Annotated in this window: 12 protein-coding genes; 7 read left to right on the forward strand and 5 right to left on the reverse strand. The window is 74.8% G+C overall.

Annotated elements, in window-relative coordinates; all coding sequences use genetic code 11:
- The first annotated feature begins 109 nt into the window (after nucleotides 1-109).
- The gene (locus NQZ70_RS36005; RefSeq protein WP_129578270.1) at nucleotides 110-2515 is read left to right on the forward strand and encodes a fused MFS/spermidine synthase; all 2406 of its coding nucleotides are present in this window, start codon (nucleotides 110-112) and stop codon (nucleotides 2513-2515) included.
- Between the two features lie 112 nt (nucleotides 2516-2627).
- Here the strand turns inward: NQZ70_RS36005 and NQZ70_RS36010 are convergent, their stop codons facing one another.
- A complete protein-coding gene (locus tag NQZ70_RS36010; protein ID WP_129578271.1) occupies nucleotides 2628-3440 on the reverse strand; it encodes an OmpA family protein in 813 nt (270 codons plus the stop codon).
- 125 nt (nucleotides 3441-3565) lie between these two features.
- Between NQZ70_RS36010 and larE the strand changes: the two genes are divergently transcribed.
- The 6 genes from larE to NQZ70_RS36040 all read left to right on the forward strand — a co-directional run bounded on the left by larE (nucleotide 3566) and on the right by NQZ70_RS36040 (nucleotide 13839).
- Nucleotides 3566-4426: an ATP-dependent sacrificial sulfur transferase LarE gene (larE, locus tag NQZ70_RS36015; RefSeq protein WP_129578272.1), complete on the forward strand. Its 861-nt coding sequence runs from the start codon at nucleotides 3566-3568 to the stop codon at nucleotides 4424-4426.
- Nucleotides 4427-4454: 28 nt separating this feature from the next.
- On the forward strand, nucleotides 4455-5375 hold the full coding sequence (locus NQZ70_RS36020) for an MBL fold metallo-hydrolase (protein WP_129578273.1): 921 nt from the start codon (nucleotides 4455-4457) through the stop codon (nucleotides 5373-5375).
- Nucleotides 5376-5730: 355 nt separating this feature from the next.
- Entirely contained in the window at nucleotides 5731-7209 is a 1479-nt protein-coding gene (locus tag NQZ70_RS36025) for a TIGR02677 family protein (RefSeq protein ID WP_129578274.1), read from the forward strand.
- Nucleotides 7206-8477 carry a TIGR02678 family protein gene (locus NQZ70_RS36030; RefSeq protein ID WP_207217580.1) on the forward strand — a complete coding sequence of 424 codons (1272 nt, stop codon included), beginning with the start codon at nucleotides 7206-7208 and terminating at the stop codon, nucleotides 8475-8477. Before NQZ70_RS36025 ends, NQZ70_RS36030 begins: the two co-directional genes overlap by 4 nt.
- Nucleotides 8474-12604: a TIGR02680 family protein gene (locus tag NQZ70_RS36035; RefSeq protein ID WP_165374340.1), complete on the forward strand. Its 4131-nt coding sequence runs from the start codon at nucleotides 8474-8476 to the stop codon at nucleotides 12602-12604. Before NQZ70_RS36030 ends, NQZ70_RS36035 begins: the two co-directional genes overlap by 4 nt.
- Nucleotides 12601-13839: a TIGR02679 family protein gene (locus NQZ70_RS36040; RefSeq protein WP_165374341.1), complete on the forward strand. Its 1239-nt coding sequence runs from the start codon at nucleotides 12601-12603 to the stop codon at nucleotides 13837-13839. The genes NQZ70_RS36035 and NQZ70_RS36040 overlap by 4 nt, the downstream gene beginning before the upstream one ends.
- A gap of 166 nt (nucleotides 13840-14005) precedes the next feature.
- Here NQZ70_RS36040 and NQZ70_RS36045 read toward each other — a convergent pair whose 3' ends face one another.
- The 4 genes from NQZ70_RS36045 to dnaJ form a co-directional block, all read right to left on the reverse strand.
- On the reverse strand, nucleotides 14006-15064 hold the full coding sequence (locus NQZ70_RS36045; RefSeq protein ID WP_129578277.1) for an HNH endonuclease: 1059 nt from the start codon (nucleotides 15062-15064) through the stop codon (nucleotides 14006-14008).
- Between the two features lie 128 nt (nucleotides 15065-15192).
- On the reverse strand, nucleotides 15193-16548 hold the full coding sequence (locus tag NQZ70_RS36050; protein ID WP_129578278.1) for an AAA family ATPase: 1356 nt from the start codon (nucleotides 16546-16548) through the stop codon (nucleotides 15193-15195).
- A gap of 417 nt (nucleotides 16549-16965) precedes the next feature.
- Nucleotides 16966-17811 carry a pyruvate, water dikinase regulatory protein gene (locus NQZ70_RS36055; RefSeq protein ID WP_129578279.1) on the reverse strand — a complete coding sequence of 282 codons (846 nt, stop codon included), beginning with the start codon at nucleotides 17809-17811 and terminating at the stop codon, nucleotides 16966-16968.
- A gap of 101 nt (nucleotides 17812-17912) precedes the next feature.
- Nucleotides 17913-19013, reverse strand: coding sequence for a molecular chaperone DnaJ (gene dnaJ / locus NQZ70_RS36060; protein ID WP_129578280.1), 1101 nt, complete (start codon nucleotides 19011-19013; stop codon nucleotides 17913-17915).
- Between the last annotated feature and the right edge of the window lie 40 nt (nucleotides 19014-19053).

Genomic DNA, 19053 nt, shown 5'->3' on the forward strand with positions numbered 1-19053 from the left:
TGGAGGTCCGGATTCGCCCGAAGAGCGGCGCCGGGGACGGCGCGTCGCCCGCCCCTCGCCCGCCGCGAAGGTGCCTGCTCCTCGCGCGCCTGTACTAGCGTGCGCGCCCGTGCGCTCCCGCTTCCCGCTCGTGGCCGCCCTGTTCTTCGTCTCCGGCGCGACCGGCCTCCTCTACGAGGTCGCCTTCTCCAAGCTGCTCGCCTACGTCTTCGGCGCCACCGCCTACGCCGTGAGCACGGTCCTCGCCGCCTTCATGGGCGGCCTGGCCCTCGGCGCGCACCTCGGCGGCCGCCACGCCGCGGCCGCCCGCCGCCCGCTCGTCGTCTACGGCGCGCTCGAGGCGATCGTCGGCGCCATCTGCGCCGTCTCGCCGTTCCTGTTCGAGGCGCTGACCTCGGCCTACGTCGCCGTCGCCCGCGCCGCGCCGGACTCGCTCGCGCTGCTCACCGCGGCCCGCGCCGCGCTGACCGCCCTCGTGGTCGTCGTCCCCACGGTCGCGATGGGCGCCACGCTCCCGGTGCTCTCGCGCATCCTCCGCGCCGGCGCCGCGCCGGACGGCGCGCCCCCGGCCGAGCACGACGCCGCGCGCCGCCTCGCCTCGCTCTACGCCATCAACACGGCCGGCGGCGCGGCCGGCGCCCTCTCCGGCGCCTACGTGGTCCTCCCGCACCTCGGCATCCGCGGGGCGCTCTGGTCCGCGGCGATCGCCAACCTCACCCTCGGCGCCGTCGCGATCTCCGCCGGGCTCCGCGGCCCGGCGCTCGCCCCGCCCGCCGCCGCCGCGCCCGACGCCCGCGCGTCGTCCACGGCGCGCGCGTCGCGCGCCCCCCTCCCGCCCGCCGGCGGCCGCGGCGAGGCGTCGTTCCTGCTGCCGCTCGCGTTCGCCTCGGGCTTCCTGGTCTTCGCCGCCGAGGTGGTCGAGACGCACCTGCTCGCGCTGCTCATCGGCAACAGCGCCTACGCCTTCGGGCTGATGCTCGCCGTCTTCCTCGTCTGCCTCGCGGTGGGCGCCGCGCGCTCGCCGGCCCTCGCGCGGCGCCACGGCGAGGGCGCGCTCTGGCGCGGGCTCGTCGCCACGGCCCTCGCGCTGGCCGCCACCACCCCGCTCTGGGACCAGCTCCCGCGGCTCTTCGCCTTCGCGGGCAAGCACGTCGACGGCTGGGCCGGCCGCGAGGCGTGCCGCGCGCTCGCCGCGCTCGCGATCCTCGCGCTGCCCACGCTGTGCATGGGCACCACCTTCCCCCTCCTCCTCGCGCGCGCCGCCGCGCACGCCGACGTCGCCGCGCGCGTCGGCAGGCTGACCTCCGCGAACACCCTGGGCACGATCGCCGGCTCCATCATCACCGGCTACCTGATCCTCCCCGCGCTCGGCTCGGAGCGCGCCCTCTTCGCGATCGCGCTCGCCTTCGCCCTCACGGCGGTCCTCGCCGCCGCGCGCGCCCGCGCCGAGCTCCCCCGCGCCCTCGCGGCGGCCGCCGCCGCGGCCGCCCTCGCCGCGCTCGCGCCCCGCTGGGACATGGCCCGCCTCACGAGCGGCGCGAACGTCTACTTCGCCATGGGGCCGCGGCCCGAGCGCATCGACTTCGTGCGCGAGGACGTGCACGGCGGCGTCACCACCGTCGCGCACCTCGGCGGCGTCACGACCATGTACACGAACGGCAAGTTCCAGGGCGACGACGGCCCCGAGATGACGGCGCAGCGGCGGTTCGCGCACTTCCCCTCGCTCTTCGTCCGCCACCCGCGCGCGGCGCTCGTCATCGGCCTCGGCACCGGCACGACGACCGGCACCATCGCGGCCTACCCCTTCGAGCGCATCGACGTCGCCGAGATCTCGCCCGCGATCGTCGAGGCCTCCCGCCGCTTCTTCGCGGGCCCGAGCCTAAACGCCCTCGACGACCCCCGCGTCCGCCTCTCGCTCAACGACGGCCGGAACGAGCTGCTCGTCGCCGCCGAGGGCCGCTACGACCTCATCGCGATCGAGCTCACCAGCGTCTGGTTCGCGGGCGCCGCGAGCCTCTACAGCCGCGAGTTCTACGAGCTCGCCAGGTCCCGGCTCGCCGAGGGCGGCGTCCTCCAGCAGTGGGTGCAGCTCCACCACATCCGGCGGCGCGAGCTCGCCGTCGTGATCCGGACCATGCGCAGCGCCTTCCCCCACGTGGCGCTGTTCGTGGGCGGCGCGCAGGGCATCCTGGTCGCGAGCGCCGCGCCGCTCGTCGCCTCGGCGGCGCGCCTCGCGGCCCTCGACGCGCGCCCGGCGCTCCAGGCGACGCTCGCCGGCGCGCGGCTCGCGGACCTCCTCGACGATCTCGTGACCTCCGGCGACGACCTCGACCGCCTCGTCGCCGACGCGGCCGAGGACGGCGGGCCGATCCTGTCCACCGACGACAACCTCTACCTCGAGTACGCCACGCCGAAGGGCAACGTGCTCCCCTACGGCGCGTCGCTGGAGGCGGCGCTCGCGTTCCTCTCGCGGTACCGCACGCCGGCGCCGCGCGCGCGCCACCTCGGGCCCTGAGGGCGCTCAGGCGCCGTCGTCGGGCCCGCCCGCGCGCGCCACCGCGGGCCCGCGGGCGCTCAGGCGCCGCCGTCGGGCCCGCCCGCGCGCGCCACCGCGGGCCCGCGGGCGCTCAGCCCCCGCCCGCCGGCGCACCGCCCTTCGCGGGCGCCTCCTTGGCCGGCGCGCTCGGCTTGAGCGGCTCGCCCTCCGGCCCCGACGCCTCGACCGGCGGCTTGACCGGCACCGGCTTGATCTCGTCGCCGGTCGCCACGAAGGCCTTGCGGGGCGGGGGCGCCTTGGGATGCGCGGCCTGCTCCGCGCGCAGCTTGCGCTCCTCGAGGCTCAGCACCTCCAGCGCGAGCCCGCCCGCGTACGGGTCCTGCCCCTGGAACGGGCGCCCGTCCACCTCGGCCACGTGGAACTCGACCCGGCGGTTCTCGCTGCGCCCCGCCGCGATCTCGTTCGGCCCGAGCGGGCGCGACTCGCCGAAGCCGACCGCGATCAGCCGGATGTTCTCGACCCCGTGGTCGACCAGCCAGTCGGCGACCGCGAGCGCGCGCTTCGCGCTGAGCTCCTGGTTGTGCTCCTCGCTCGACTGCGCGTCGGTGTGCCCCTCGATCCGCAGCCGCGTCACCTCGGGGTGCTCCTTGAGGAACTGGAGCAGCGTCTCCAGCGTCTTCTCGCTGCCCGGCCGGATGGCCGCCTTGCTCGTCTCGAAGACGATCTTCCCCTGGATGTAGACCTGGCTCTCCCCGCCCTGCTCCGACCAGGGCTTCTCCGGGTACCAGCGCGGGAGCGGGCGCTGCTCGTCGGCGCGCGGCAGGTCCCGCGGCGGCAGCCGGTTGTCTCCGCACCCCTGCCCGGCGTGCGCGGCGGCCGCGAGCGCCACCGCGACCGCGAACGGCAGGGCGGTGCGGCCTGCCTGCTTCCTCTTCGAGTCCATCTCGCCCTGTAGCGTGTCAGAACCGGCGCTCGAACCGCAAGTAACCTGGCGGCGGCCTCGGGTCACCCCCGCGGGCGCCGGGCGGACCGGCGCCCGAGACGGCGTGTGGTAAAGGGAGGATCGCCATGTCCGCGCCGTCGCTCACGCCCGAGGGCTCCCCCATCGACACGAAGCTCGCCGGGCTGCGCGCCCGGCTCCGGGAGCTCGGCTCCGTCCTCGTCTGCTACTCCGGCGGGGTCGACAGCGCCTTCATCCTCGCGGTCGCCCACCAGGAGCTCGGCCCGGAGGCCGTCGGCATGACCGCGGTCTCGCCGAGCCTCGCGCCCGCCGAGAAGGAAGAGGCCGCGGCGATCGCCCGCCTCATCGGCGCCGACCACCGGCTCGTCGAGTCGTCCGAGATCGACGACCCGCGCTACGTGGCGAACAACCCCGACCGCTGCTTCCACTGCAAGAGCGAGCTCTACCGGATCGCCGCGCGCAAGCGCGCCGAGTGGGGGCTCGCGGCGATCCTGAACGGCACCAACACGGACGACCTCGGCGACTACCGCCCCGGGCTGGAGGCGGCGCGCGAGGCCGGCGTGGTGAGCCCCCTCGTCGAGCTCGGCTTCAGCAAGGCCGACGTGCGGGCCGGCGCGGCGCGCGTCGGCCTGCCCATCTGGGACAAGCCGGCCGCCGCCTGCCTCTCCAGCCGCATCCCCTACGGGACGAGCGTCACGCGCGAGCGGCTCGCGCAGATCGGCGGCTTCGAGGCCGCGCTGCGCGGCCTCGGGTTCCGCCAGGTCCGCGTCCGCTACCACGACGACCTCGCGCGCATCGAGCTCGACGCCGGCGAGCTCGCGCGCGCCGCCGAGCCGGCCGTGCGCGCCGAGGTCGTGGCCGCCGGCAAGCGGCACGGCTTCCGGTACGTGACGCTCGATCTCGGCGGGTACCGGACCGGCAGCCACAACGAGGTCCTCGTCGGCCGCGCCCTCAAGATCGTGAGCTGACGGCGGCCTCCGCCGGAGGATCCTGGTCATGGGACGCTTCGATCACCTCGCGACCCGGCCGATCCGCGGCCCGGCCGACATCTTCCGCTGGAAGGTCATCGACGCCATCGCCGGCAGGAACCGCAAAGATCCCGGGGGGTTCTCGACGCCCGCGCGGTCCTACGATCGCGCGCTCGTCGCGGGCGCCGCGCCGTCGCTCACCTGGATCGGCCACGCGTCCTTCCTCGTCACGCTGGGCGGCGCGCGGCTGCTCATCGACCCGATCTACCGCGACGGCCCCGGCCCGCTCCGCCGCCTCGCGCCGCCGGGCATCCCGCTCGGCGAGCTGCCGCCCATCGACGCGGTGCTGATCACCCACAACCACCGCGATCACCTCGACACGTGGACGCTGTCCCAGCTGGGCGGCGCGCCGGTCTACATCGCGCCGGTCGGCCACGAGGCGATCCTCCGCGAGGCGGGCGCCGAGCGGATCGTCGAGCTCGAGTGGTGGGGCAGGGCCGTGGTCGGCGGGGTGGAGATCACGCTCGTCCCTGCGCGCCACTGGTCGATGCGCTTCCCCTGGGACCGGAACGAGGCGCTCTGGGGCGGGTACCTGATGCGCGCCGCCGAGGGGACGGCGTATCACTCGGGCGACACCGCGTTCTTCGACGGCTTCGCGGAGATCGGCCGGCGCGCCGGCGCGATCGACTGGGCGATGCTGCCGATCGGGGCTTACGAGCCGCGGTGGTTCATGGAGCCCCAGCACATGTGCCCGGAGGAGGCGATCGAGGCGAGCGTCCTGCTCGGGGCGCGCCGCCTCGTGGCGATGCACTGGGGCACGTACCGGCTCACGGACGAGCCCCCCGGCGAGCCGCCGGAGCGGACGCGCGCCGGCTGGCAGGCGCGCGGGCTCCCGGAAGACGCGCTCTGGATCCTCGACGTGGGTGAGACGCGGGCGCTCGCCCGCTGAGCGGGCGCGATGGCGACCGGCGCGCGCCGTTTGGGGAGCGCCGCGCGCGCCGGCCGCGGTGCGCCTCGGCCGTCCGCCGGAGGGCGCGTCGGTCCGTCGCGCAGACCGCACGAAGCCTCTCCGGCAGGAGACCTCGAGCACGAGCCACAACAACTAGGCACGATCCAGAATGAGGAAGGAAAGCGAAAAACCATGAGAATTTGCCCTGAATAATCGCAATGCTCCGCGCCGGTGACATTGCGAGATTCGGCCGCAACCCTCGATTGACAGCGATGCGAAACCGGCCACAGGTAGCGACGACGCGCTGCCGGGCAAAGGCACCAGCGCACGAGCGTGCAGGAGCTGCTCAGGGGTCATGGACACGTCGTCCGCGAAGCTTCCGGCTTTCACCTACCTGACGGTCGAGAACGCGGCGCTTTACCGCGCCATCATGCGATCGTTCGTCGAGGCGCGGGAGCGCTTCGTGCTGCACCTCAGGCCGGCCGACGTCGGCCGCGCCGTCCGCGATGGCGGCCTCGACTCGGCCTCGGTCGAAGCGGCGCTCCAGAAGCTCTGCGAGTGGGGGAACCTGCAATCCCACCTGGACACGGCGGACGTCGCGACCGTCGAGGAGTTCTACCGGCCGCGCTTTCTTTACCAGCTCACGCCGCAAGGAGAGGCCGTGGAGCGCGCGGTGGGCGCCTACGTCGAGGCGCTCGCGCAGCGCGGCGAGCTGAAGGCCGCGGCGCTCGACGACATCCGCACGCTGCTCGAGAGCGTCGCGCGGATGCTCGCCGGGCCGGAGCTCGACGACAGCGCGGTCCACCTCGCGCTCTCGACGCTGCGCGCGCGCTTCGACGAGCTCACCACGCAGGCGCAGGCGTTCATGGGCAGCCTCCAGCGCAGCATCGATCTGCACGGGGCCGACGTGGCGAGCTTCCTCGCCTACAAGCAGCGCCTCATCGACTACCTCGAGCGCTTCGTCGGCCAGCTCGTCGTCGCGACGGCGGACATCGCGGAGCTGCTCGGCCGCGTCGACGCGGCAGCCGCGCGGTGGGCCGCGCGGATCGAGGGCCTGCGCGGCTGGTTCATCGGCCGCCCGGGCACGCCGTCCCAGGCGGAGGAGCTCCGGGCCCGCGCCCGCGCCGCGATCCCGGCCCTGCTCGCCGCGATCGCGAGCCTCCACGACCGCCGCTTCACCCGCAGCGACCGGGCGGCCGACCTCCGCGCCCTCGCCCGATGGTTCGCCGCGTCCCCGAGCGACGCCGACGCCCACCGGCTCTGGCGCGCCGCGTTCGCCCTCGCCTCGACCCGGCATCTCTTCGTCAACGAGGAGGCGATCGCCGAACGCGAAGGCGCGCCGGTCCCGGCCGCGCGGTCGTGGTTCGACGCGCCGCCGCTCCGCATCTCGCCGCGCCTCCGCGCCACCGGGCGGCACGCGCGGCCCGGGCGCCCGAGCGATGTCATCGACCGCTCCCGCGAGAAGGCGCTCCTCCTCGCCCAGCAGGACGAGGAAGCGCACGCGCTCCGCGCCGCGCGCGCCCAGCTCGCGACCGGCCGGCCCACGCGCCTGTCCCAGCTCGGCGAGCTCTCGCCCTTGGCCTTCGAGATGCTCCTCGACTGGCTCGGCGAGGCGCTCGCCGCCGGCGACGGCGAGATCCTCTCCGCGGACGGCGCGATCGCCATCTCGCTCTCGCCCACGCGCGACGGCCGGACCGCGACCATCACGACGCCCGCGGGCACGTTCAGCGGTCCGGATCACGTCATCACGCTGCGCGCCGTCGCGCCGGACGAGGCCGCCCCCGCGCCGCGCCGCGCGCCTCCGCCCGCGCCGGCGCCGCCGGAGGGCCCGTGACGCGCGCCCTCGAAGCCCAGGCGCGGCACGAGCAACAGCAGGCGATGCGAGCGCTCCTGAAGAGCCCGCTCCTGCCCGCGGCCGGCGCGCACGCCGCGTCGTTCCTGCTCGTGCGGCGCCACGCCGCGGCGCTGCGCGCCTGGTTCGCGCGCTTCCCCCGCTGGTCGCTGCACGTCGAGGTCGAGCAGGCGCGCCTCCGCAAGACCCCGGCCGACCTCGCCGACGGCACCCGCCCCGCGTTCGACCCCATCCATGGCACGCCCTTCACGCGGCGCCGCTACGTGCTGCTCTGCCTCGCGCTCCTCGCGCTGGACGGCGAAGATCGCCAGACCACGCTCGGGCGGCTCGCCGGGCGCGTGATGGGCTACTTCGCCGGAGATCCGGCGCTCGCCCAGGCCGGCACCTTCGCGCTCGACGTGCAGGACCAGCGGCGCGACCTCGTCCATGTCGTGCGCCTCCTCCTGGACCTGCGCGTGCTCGCGCGCGTCACGGGAGAGGAGCAGGGGTTCATCGCGGATCAGCGCCGCGACGTGCTCTACAACGTGAACCGGCCCGCGCTGGCCGCGATCCTGAGCGTGCGCCGCGGCCCGTCGACCGTCGAGACCGACGACCTCACCGCGCGGCTCGCGTGCCTCGTCGAGGAGCTCGCCCCGGAGACCGAGGACGGAAGGAACCAGGCGCTGCGCGCCCGCCTCTTCCGCAGGCTGCTCGACGATCCGGTCGTCTATTACGACGACCTCGGCCCGGACGAGCGCGCCTACCTCACGAGCCAGCGGCCGTTCATCGTCGGCGAGATCGAGGCGGCGACCGGGCTCGTGGCCGAGGCGCGGCGCGAGGGGCTCGCCATGGTCGATCCGCACGAGGAGCTCACCGACCTCGCCATGCCGGAGGAGGGCACCGAGGGCCACCTGACGCTGCTCGTCGCGGAGTGGCTCGCCGGCCGCGCGCGGAACGACGAGCGCGTCGGCCGGGCCGCGGTCGAGCAGCACGTGGCGAGCCTCATCGCCGTGCACCGAGGGCGCTGGAAGAAGGCGGCGACCGCGCCAGGCGCGGAGATCGAGCTCACCGACCTGGCGCTCACCCGGCTCACGGCGCTCCGACTCCTGCGCTGGACCCCGGCGGGCATCGAGCCGCTCCCGGCGCTCGCCCGGTACGCGGTCGCGGCGCCGGCCGGACCGCGGGCGCAGACGACGAGCACACGCGCGGCGACGCCGCCCGCCGAGCGGGCGCGGGAGCCGATGCCCACAACGACCGAAAGCGCGCCGTGATCCTGCCCTCGCCCTCGACCCGACGCTGGCAGCCGCTCCGCAGCGGGCTGCTCAACCTCTACCGCTACGACAACGAGGAGTTCCACTTCGAAGGGGGCCGGCTGCTCCTGCGAGGCAACAACGGCAGCGGCAAGTCGCGCGTGCTCGCGCTGCAGCTCCCCTTCCTGCTCGACGGCGAGGTGAGCCCGCATCGCCTGGAGCCGGACGCGGATCCGGCGAAGCGGATCGAGTGGAACCTGCTGCTCGGCCGCTACGAAGAGCGGCGCGGCTACACCTGGATCGAGCTCGGCCGGCGCGACGACGACGGGACCGAGCATTACCTGACGCTCGGCTGCGGCCTGCACGCCGTCGAGGGGCGCGGGCTCGCCGGCAAATGGCTGTTCGTCACCCAGAAGCGCGTCGGGCGCGACCTGTTCCTGCAGAGCGCGGGGGCCGCCATCGGCAAGGAGCGGCTCGAGGCGGAGATCGGCGACAGCGGCGACGTGTTCACGAGCGCCGCGGCCTACCGCGCCGCCGTCGATCGCCGGCTCTTCCGGCTGGGCGAGCGGTACGGCGCGCTGCTCGACCTCCTGATCCAGCTCCGGCAGCCGCAGCTCTCGCGCAAGCTCGACGAGGCGCAGCTCTCCAGGGCGCTGTCGAGCGCGCTGCCCCCCGTCCCGCCCGCGGTCGTGGCAGACCTCGCCGACTCGTTCCGGAGCCTGGAGGCGGATCGCGCGGGGCTCGACGGCTTCCTCGCGGCGAACGCGGCGTCGGCGGCGTTCCTCGACGAGTACCGCCGCTACATCCGGGTCGCGGCGCGGCGCCGCGCCGCCGGCGTGCGGGGCACGCACGCCGCCTACGAGGCCGCCATGCGGGAGCTGCGGGCCGCGGAGGCAGGGCTCGAGCGGGCGAAGGCCGGCGTGGAGGAGGCGGCGACGCGCGAGCAGGAGGCGTCGCTCGCGGAGCGCGGCGCGGCGCGCGAGGTCGAGACCCTGAGCCAGCGCCCCGAGATGGATCACGCCCGCGCGCTCGACGAGGCGCGCCGGGCGGCGGACGCCGCGGCCCGCGAGGCGGAGGTAGCGGAGCGCGACCTCCGCCTCGCCACGGCGCACGCCGAGCAGCGCGCGCGCGATCTCGAGGGCGCCGAGGCCGACGCGCGCGCCGAGCGCGGCGCGCTGGCCGAGGCGCTCGCCGTCGTCGAAGGCGCGGCCTCGGCCGTCGCGTTGGCGCCGCCGGCGCTGCCTGACGGCTGGGAAGCCGACCTGGAGCGCGCGCTGCCTTTCGCGCGCGCTCGCCTCGACGCCGACGTGACCGACCGCCGCCGGGGCGTCTCGCTCGTGCGCGGGCTCGACGTCGAGCTCGCGGCGGCGCGCGCCGCGCTGGAGCGCGCGAGGGCGGAGCTCTCGGCGGCCGCCGCGCGGCTCGAGCGCGCGCGGGAGCGGGCGCGCGGCGCAGAGGAGCAGCGGGAGAAAGAGGCGGACGCGCTCATCCTCGCCTGGCGCACATGGGCGGCGGGGCTCGCGGAGCTGCGCGTCTCCGGCGCGGAGGTCGAGGAGCTCTGCGACGCCCTCGCGGCGTGGTGCGAGCGCGGCGACGGCGAGGGCCCTGCGGCGCGGGTGGCGCACCGCGCGCTCGCCGACGTGCAGGGGCGGCTCGCGGCGGAGCGGGCCCTGGCCGACGGCGCCATCGCCGCGGCGGAGGCGGCGCGGCGCGCGCTCGAGGAAGAGCGGTCCGCGCTCGAGCGCGGCGCGCACCGCCCCCCGCCGCCGCCGCCTTCGCGCGCCCCGGACGCTCGCGAGGGGCGCCCTGGGGCGCCGCTGTGGCAGCTCTGCGAGTTCGCGCCCGAGCTCGGCACGGCCGCGCGCGCGGGCCTGGAGGCGGCCCTCGAGGCGGCCGGCCTGCTCGACGCATGGGTGACGCCCGACGGGCAGCTGCTCGCGGAGGGCGTGCTCGACACGGCGCTGTCGGGCGCCGGGGTTCCTGCGCTCCCGCGCGAGCGGCAGCTCGGCCGCTGGCTGCGCGCGGCGCCGGGCGAAGCCGGCGGCGCGGAAGTCACCGCGGGCGCCCCGCCGGTGCCGCCGGAGGTGGTGGACCTAGTGCTCGCGCTGGTCGGCGCCGGGCGCGGATCGGGGCGGGTCTGGGTCGACGTGTCGGGCAGCTTCGCGCTGGGGCCGCTGCACGGCGCGGGGGCCAAGGCAGAGGCGGAGCACATCGGTCAGGCCTCGCGGGAGGCGGCCCGGAGGCGGCGGCTCGCGGCGAACGAGGCCGAGCTCCGCGCGGCGGCGGCGGCTCGCGCCGCCGCGCGGGCGGCGCTCGCGGAGCTCGATCGCCGGGAGCGCGCCGCCCGGGATGAGGCGGCCCGGGCGCCGTCGGACGCCCTTTTGCGGGGCGCGCTCGCGGCGGAGCAGGTGGCGGCGGCAGGCGTCGCCGACGCGCGCGCGGCGGTGACCGCGGAGGAGGAGCGCGCGCTCGCGCGACAGCGGCGCGAGGCAGAGGCGCTCGCGGAGCGCGATCGGGCCGCCCGGGACCTGCGGCTCACGGCGTGGGTCGACGCGCTCGATCGGCACGACGCCGCGCTCGCCGCGCTGGAGCGGGCCGCGGCGGCGCTCTGGCCGACCGCGCGCGCCGCGGCGCTCGCGGCGCGCCGCGCGCGTCAGGCCGAGGAGGAAGCGCGGCTCGCCGCCGAGCGCGCCGCCGACCGCGGTGACGCGCGGCGGCGCGCCGTGGCCCGTCGCCACGACGCGGAGGTGCGCCGAGACACGCTGCAGCGGACGACGGGCGCGCGGGTCGAGGAGATCCTGCGCCAGCTCGCGGCGGCGCGAGCGCGGCACGAGGCGCTGAGCGCGGCGCTCGAGGTCGCGCAGAAGGCCCACGGCGACGCGCGCGTGGAGGAGGGGCGCGCGCACGAGAGGCTCAAGCCGCTCCGCGACGCCGTCGAACGGGCGACCGTCGAGCGGGCAAAGCAGATCGAGTCGCTCGCGGTGATGGCGCGGGAGCGCTTCCTCTCGGTGCTCGATCTCGCGGACGTGGAGCTCGCGGCGGACGTGGCCGCGGGGTGGTCGCCGACGCGGGCGGTCGAGGTGGCGCGGAGGATCGAGGCGTCGAGCGGCGATGTCGAGCACGACGACAGGGTGTGGGACCGGCTGCAGAGGGGCATTTTCCGGCACGTGGAGGCGCTGCGGGACGCGCTCTTGCCGCACGGCTATGGGCCGCAGACGACGAGCGAGGACGGGCTCATCGCGGTGACGGTGCCGTTCCAGGATCGGACGTGGGCCGTGCACGACCTCCAGCGGATGCTGGCGGACGAGGTGGCGCACCGCCGCATGATGCTGGACGCCCGGGAGCGGGAGGTGCTGGAGAACCACCTCATCGGCGAGGTCGCGAGCCACCTGCACGACCTCTTGCACCGGTGCGAGACGATGGTGCGCGACATGAACCAGGAGCTCGAGGCGCGGCCGACGAGCACGGGGATGAGGCTGCGCTTCTCGTGGGCGCCGCTCGCGGAGGGGCCGCCGGGGCTCCCGGAGGCGAGACAGCGGCTGATGCGCGCGGGCGGCACCTGGTCGCTCGCCGACCGCGAGCTGCTCGCGGGGTTCTTGAAGGCGCGCATCGAGGAGGTGCGCGCCCGGGACGAGGCGGCGAGCTGGCAGGAGCAGCTCGCGAGCGCGCTCGACTACCGCGCGTGGCACGCGTTCGCGGTGGAGCGCCACCAGGACGGCATCTGGAAGCGGCTGACGCGCCGCACGTACGGCACGGGCTCCGGCGGTGAGAAGGCGCTGGCGCTGACGATCCCGCAGTTCGCGGCGGCGGCCGCGCATTACCGCAGCGCGGATCCCCACGCGCCCCGGCTGATCCTGCTCGACGAGGCGTTCGTCGGCATCGACCCCGACATGCGCGCGAAGTGCATGGGGCTGCTCGCGGCGTTCGACCTGGACTTCGTGATGACGAGCGAGCGCGAGTGGGGGTGTTACGCGACGCTGCCCGGACTGTCGATCCACCAGCTCACGGTGAAGCCCGACATCGACGCCGTCGGGGTGACCCGGTGGGTGTGGAACGGGCGGGAGCGGGTGCGCGCGAGCGGCGCGGCAGCGCCGGCGGAGCCGCCGCGCGCCACGCCGGGGCCGATGTTCCGCGACGGCTCCTCGTGAGCGGCGACCGGCTGCGGAAGGTCCTCGGCGCGCCGGAGCTCGGGTGGATTATCGAGCAGGCGCGGCGGCGGCTGGAGCGCGGCCAGCCGCTGCGGGGCGCCGTCGTGCGGCGGAGCGCGCCGGCGGCGGCGGAGCGCGCCGCGGTGGAGCGCCTGCTAGGCCGGGTGATGCGCGGGACGGTCCTGTCGGTGTCGCTGGACGAGCTCGACCAGCTCCTGCGGGACGCGGAGATCTGCGCCGGCCTCGAGGCGGCGGTGGCGGCGCTCGCGGGGCCGGCGTGGGACCGCCGCGCGGAGGCGGCCCGAATCGAGGCGGCCTTCCGGGCGATCTTCGAGGAGGCCGCGGCGGCGTGTGATGGCCGGCCGGAGGTGGTCGCGTGGCTCGACGATCTGCGTGCGACCGGTCTCGTACGGCGGCTGTCTTGCGGCGATGTCGAGGTGGCGCGGCGTCTCCTGCGGCAGGGGGTGGAGGTCGTCCGCCGCTTGCCGGCCGAGGGCATCCCGCTCGCCGAGCTCGCGGCGTCGGCGACCGGCGACAGCCACGCGCTCGACGCAGGCGCGCCGCTCGGCGCGCTGGTGATCCGGTTCGCGGCGGCCGTCTCCGGGGTGCCGCGGTGGGCGCGCGCGGCGGAGCGGCGGGACGTGTGGGATCAGTCGGGCGTGCTGCTGGACGAGCTGAGCGCGCCGGTGCTGGTGCTCAACCTGGGTGCGGCGCCGGACAGCCTGGCCGGCCGGGTGCTGGCGATGCACGCGGAGGTCGGGGAGCCGTGCCGGCTCGCGGTCCGGCAGCTCCGGCGCGCGCCGCCGCGCTTCGATCTATCAGGCCGCGAGGTGTTCGTCTGCGAGAACCCTGCGATCCTCGCGGCGGCCGCCGATCATCTCGGCCCGCGCGGGGCGCCGCTCGTCTGCGTGGAGGGGCAGGTCCGGACCGCGGCGCGGCTCCTCCTGGAGCGCCTCCGCGGCGCCGGGGCCACGCTGCGGTACCACGGCGATTTCGACTGGGGCGGTCTCCGCATCGGGAACGTGGTGATCGGGTGCCACGGCGCCCTGCCATGGCGGTACGGCGCTGCGGACTACCGCGAAGCGCCGAAGGGGGCGGAGCTCGCCGGGGCGCCGGTGGCGGCGACCTGGGACGAGGCGCTCGGCGCCGCCATGCGCGAGGACGGGCGCGCGGTGCACGAGGAGGGGGTGGTGGTGGCGCTGCTCGCGGACCTGCGGGCCGCGGGCGCGCACTGATCAGCCATCACTGCCGTTGCCAGGAGCCAGTCTGCGGCCATCGACCCTCTTCATTGCGGTGGATGCGCCGGGCGCATGCGTCCTCTCGGGGTGATCACCGCGCCGAGTACAGCGCGAAAGATCCTCAAGCATCTCGCAAGGCCGAAGGCGAGGCCCTCGCATCGCTTCAGGAACGCCGCCGGTACACGCCGGAGCGGGCGTCGAGCTCGAGTCGTGCCGTCGGGCCTTCGCACAGCTTGGCGAGGTAGCTCTGCCGGAGCGTCGAGGGCTCACGTTGCAGCACCGCCGCGAGGGTCTCTGCGGTCATCGGTGTGTGCTCGCAGATCTCGACGATGAGCTCCTTCACAGCCGCGGCCTCCGATGCCTTCGCCCCCAGCGCCCGCACCCGATACTGGAGAGGAAGCGGCAGGCCCGTGATCTCAGGCCGAGGCGTCCATAGTGGCCGCGGTGGCCCTTGCGAGATGCCCCCAGGGCGAGGGAGGAAGAGCCCCAACTCGGCGCGAGACCGCTCGGGGACGTGGTGATCGACGACGCTGAAGCGCAGCCCGAGGAAGTCCTTGTCGGGCGCAAGCAAGCGCCGCATCGTCGCGTCCCACGCGGTCACGATCAGCTGAGCGGTGCCAGCGCGGATCGCCGCCTGGATCGCCTTGAACTCGCCGTCCTCTTCGATGTCTCTGGCGTGGCACCTCCACTTATCGCGGAGCCCTTGCCGCTTGTTGAGCCCGAGCAGCGCGATCGTCCAGCGCCCGAGATCGGTCAGGCCGACGGGGCCCCACCCGTCTGGGGCTAGATCGGGAGCGAAGCGAATGTGATCCAGAAGATCGATCCTCGACGGGTCGAGCAGCAGCGGACGCTCCGGGCCCGGCAGCTGCTCCAGCGAGGCGCCGTCGAGTCGCGCCGAACCAGACTCCAGAGGAAAGCGATTGCGCTTGTAGCCGGTGTTGCAGCTCGGGCAGAGAAGAACGAGGTTCTCCCACGTCCACGCGAGCCACCAGTACCGTTCCGTGTCCTTCTCCCAGTGTTCGCCGCCGGAGAGCCAATCGTCGAACCACGCGAAGAATTCGGCAGCGCCTGGCGGCTGCCCGACGACGGCCCAGCGGACGTCGTCTGCGTGCGTCTTCGGCCGGATGTGCTCGATCGGATACCCTTCGACGTCGAGCGGGAGCTCGCAGTACGCGCAGCGATAGCGCTGCCTCTTCGCCAGGAGCTCGCGGACGTCTCCCACATCGTACCCTTTGAAGTCGCCGGGCGCTCTCGGCCGGCGCCTGAAGCCCTCGTGAGGCTCGGCGCACGCGAGCCGCCAGGCTCGCTCCTCCGCCAGCGCTTCAGGCTCGTCTCCCCGATCGACCCCGATCACTCCGCGGCCTCGGCGCCGCCCGCGCGTGGCACTCGCGGACGAACGGCGATCCCCTCGCGCTTCATGATCCCCTCCAACCGGTCGATCTCGGCCTCGGCCTCGGCCGGGCGGTGCGGGTTCATGGCCAGGGTGCGCCAGGCGTCGAGCGTGCGCGCGAGATCGGTCGGGTAGAGGTCCCGGATCTCGAAGAACTCCTCGTACAGCTCGCTGCCGGTGAGGAGGCGCGGATCGCGGTCGGGGTGCCGCCACATGACGTCCCCGTCCTCCGGATCTCGCTCCAGGATGACGACCTCGTCGCGGCGGAGGCCGGTGAGCAGGATCGGCGAGTGCGTGGTCGCCACGAACTGGAGCCCGGGGAACGTACGCTGGAGCGCGCGGATGAAGCGCACCTGCCAAGCGGGGTGGAGGTAGAGGTCGATCTCGTCGATCAAGACGATGCCCTCCATCTCCCGTGGCTCGACGTACGAGCCTGCCTCGAGCAGCACGTGCCCGACGAGATCCGAGATCCAAGCGATGGTCGATTGATGCCCGTGGGCGAACCAGCTGGCAGGGAGCTTGACCCGCCTCGTGCCGATCTGCTCGACCCACCGATTGCGCTCGTTGAGATCGTACGTGCTCTGGACTCCGCCCCGGCCTCTCCGCTCGAGGTCGACGATCCCCGGCAGCACCGGATCGTCCCCCTGGGAGCCCTTGATGATCTGCTGCAGGATGGCGGTGTACGGGCCCTTGAGCTCCTCGGGGAGGATGTCGAGGAACCCGGGCCCGATGAGCGGTACGGGCTGGAATAGCGGGCGGAGCCGGTTGATGGAGGGCCAGTCCGGCGGCTTCTGCCCGGGCTGGGCATCGTCCGCGCGACGGAACATGCCGTAGCCGATGACGAACCAGTGGTTCAAGTCGCGAGCGCGGGCGGCGACGAGCGGATCGGTCGCCTCGGTCCCGGAGCCTTCGGGCTTGTCGCCCCGCAGCGGCGTGTACCAGGAGACCGCGCGCAGCGGATCGCGCCCGGGCGGGACACGCAGCTCGACGCCGAGCCCCTCAGGGCGCTTCCCGTCCGGCGCCAGCGGGCGCTCGCCGCGCTGCTGCCCGATCGGCCCGAAGCCGAACGTCGCGTCGATCGCCACGTCGCCCGCGCGGCGCATGTCGGGGAGCTGATCGCGGACCGCGTCGGCGAGGCTGATGGCGCCGGCATTTCCCGCCGCCGCGAGCGCGATGGCCTGCAAGATGGACGTCTTCCCGGTGCCGTTGCGCCCGATGAGTACGGTCCACGTCCGGGGCTGCCCGTCGCGCTCGAACGGGATCTTCACGTCCCGGAGCAGCCGGAGGTTGTGGATCGTGATCTCCCGGATCAGCATGCGCTCGGGTTATACCACGCACCCTGAGCCGGGGTTCACGCCGGCCGATCTCAAGCGGGGCGGGTCGAGAGCGACAGCCCCTCGCATGCCCATCTGGACACGCCGCATGCCCATCTGGACACGCCGCATGCCCATCTGGACACGCCGCACGCCCATCTGGACACGCCGCACGCCCACCCGGACACGCCGCACGCCCACCCGGACACGCCGCACGCCCACCCGGACACGCCGCACGCCCACCCGGACACGCCGCACGCCCACCCGGACACGCCGCACGCCCGCCCGGACACGCCGCACGCCCGCCCGGACACGCCGCACGCCCGCCCGGACACGCCGCACGCCCGCCCGGACACGCCGCTCCCCTGCCTGCGCGCCGTGCGGCAGCGCCGCGCGTCCGGCTCGCCCGCTGGCGCCGCCTCACATCAGCGATGACCGCGCGGCCTTCGCCCGCTCGTCGCGCTCCTTCAGGTGCTCCAGGATGATCACCGCCGTCTCCTCGATGGCGCGCCCGGTGACGTCGACCACCGGCCACTCCGGGTGCGCTGCGAAGAGCCGGCTCGCGTAGTCGAGCTCCTGCCGGACGTGCTCGCGCATCGCGTAGTTGGTCTCGGCCGGCATCCCCAGCTGGCGCAGGCGCGCCTGCCGGATCTCGCAGAGCTGGTCGATCCCGATGGTCAGGCCGACGACCCGGTCCTGGGGGGCATCCATGAGCTCGGGCGGCGGCGCCACGCCGAGCACGAGGGGAAAGTTCGCGACCTTGAGGCCGCGCTGCGCGAGCAGCGTCGACAGCGGCGTCTTCGACGTGCGGGAGACGCCGACGAGGACGATGTCCGCCCGCTTGAAGTTCCGCGGCTCCTTGCCGTCGTCGCTCTTCACCGCGAACTCCACCGCCTCGATGCGCCGGAAGTACTCCTCGCTCAGCGGCAGCATCGCGCTCGGCAGGTTGATCGGCTCCCGGTCGAGGAACGTGCCGAGCCGGACGATGAGCGAGCCGATCAGATCGATCGCCTCGATGTTCAGCTGGGCCGTCGAGGCGTGCACGAACTCGCGTAGCTCGGGGCTCACCACCGTGAACACCACGAGCGCGCCCTCCCGGGCCGCGCGCTCGAGCACCGGCCGCGCCACCTCGGGCGTGCGCACCCGGGTGTGGAGGCGGATCTGCACCCCCGCGTCCGGGTACTGGAGCAGCGCGGCGCGCACGGCCTTCTCGGCCGTCTCTCCCGTCGAGTCGCTCAGGACGTCGATGAACTTCGGCTTGTCCATGTCCGATGCCTCCGTCGCCGTGTCGGCGCAGGCGCTCGAGGCAGCGCTCGTGCCTCGGCGTTCAGCGGGACGCAGAGGATCGCCCGCGGGCGCGGGGCGGGTCAACCAAACAGCCCCTTGAGCTTGTCCATGAAGGTGACCTGCTGCGGCTGCACGCTCTCGCCGAGCTCCTTCGCCAGCTGGGAGATGAGCTCCTTCTGCGAGGCGGTGAGCTGCGTCGGCACCTCGACGCTCACCTCGACGAGCTGATCGCCACGCCCGCCGACGACGCGGCGCGGTATGCCCTTGCCCTTGATGCGGAGCACCGAGCCCGGCTGCGTGCCCGGGGGGATCCGCAGCCGGCCCTTGCCGTCGAGCGTCGGGATCTCCAGCTCGCCGCCGAGCGCCGCGCGCGCGAACGAGATCGGCACGGCGCACACCACGTCGTCGCCGACGCGGCGGAAGAGCTCGTGCGGCGCGACGCGGATGGTGAGCTCGAGGTCGCCCGGCCCGCGATCGGGGCGGACGGCGTTGCCGCCGCGCTCCACGAGCCGGGTCGCGCCGTTCTCCACGCCCGGGGGGATGGTCACCTCGATCGTCTTCTGCTTCGCCGCGAGGCCGGCGCCGCGGCACGTCTTGCACGGGTCGATCACGATCCGCCCCGTGCCGCGGCACTTCCCGCACGGTCGCTCGATCGCGATGGGGAACATCCCCTGCTGCATCCGGACGCGGCCGCGGCCCGCGCACGCCGCGCACCGCTCGGTCGACGAGCCGGGCGCCGAGCCCGAGCCGGCGCAGTCGCCGCACGGCTCGACGCGATCGTAGGTGATCTGCTTCGTGCAGCCGAACGCCGCCTCCTCGAAGCTGATCCGCACCTCTTTCTGGAGCGTCCCGCGGTCGCCCACCTTGATGCCGAGGGCGCCGAGCAGGTCGCCGAAGATGGCGTCCAGGTTGAGGTCCTGCATGTCGAAGGGGACGCCCTGGAAGCCCGAGCCGGCGGCGGCGCCGACGGCGGCGGGGCCGAACCGATCGAACGCCGCGCGCTTCTGCGGGTCGCTCAGGATCTGGTAGGCCGCGTTCAGCTCCTTGAAGCGGACGTGCGCGCCCTGGTCCCCCGGGTTCTTGTCGGGATGGTGCTGCGCGGCGAGCCGCCGGAAAGCGCTCTTGATTTCATCCTGCGTCGAGGAACGCTCGACGCCCAATACTTCGTACGGATCCCGCACGAGGTGCGAAATAGCATCGATCGCCCCCCCGGGACAGCGG

The sequence above is a fragment of the Sorangium sp. So ce836 genome, assembly GCF_028553905.1.
GTDB classification, from domain to species: Bacteria; Myxococcota_A; Polyangia; order Polyangiales; family Polyangiaceae; genus Sorangium; species Sorangium cellulosum_D.

Coding starts and splice junctions, on each gene's coding strand:
- NQZ70_RS36010 (WP_129578271.1), bottom strand. CDS start 3,440: ATGGACTCGAAGAGGAAGCAGGCAGGCCGCACCGCCCTGCCGTTCGCG.
- larE (WP_129578272.1), top strand. CDS start 3,566: ATGTCCGCGCCGTCGCTCACGCCCGAGGGCTCCCCCATCGACACGAAG.
- NQZ70_RS36020 (WP_129578273.1), top strand. CDS start 4,455: ATGGGACGCTTCGATCACCTCGCGACCCGGCCGATCCGCGGCCCGGCC.
- NQZ70_RS36025 (WP_129578274.1), top strand. CDS start 5,731: ATGGACACGTCGTCCGCGAAGCTTCCGGCTTTCACCTACCTGACGGTC.
- NQZ70_RS36050 (WP_129578278.1), bottom strand. CDS start 16,548: ATGCTGATCCGGGAGATCACGATCCACAACCTCCGGCTGCTCCGGGAC.
- NQZ70_RS36055 (WP_129578279.1), bottom strand. CDS start 17,811: ATGGACAAGCCGAAGTTCATCGACGTCCTGAGCGACTCGACGGGAGAG.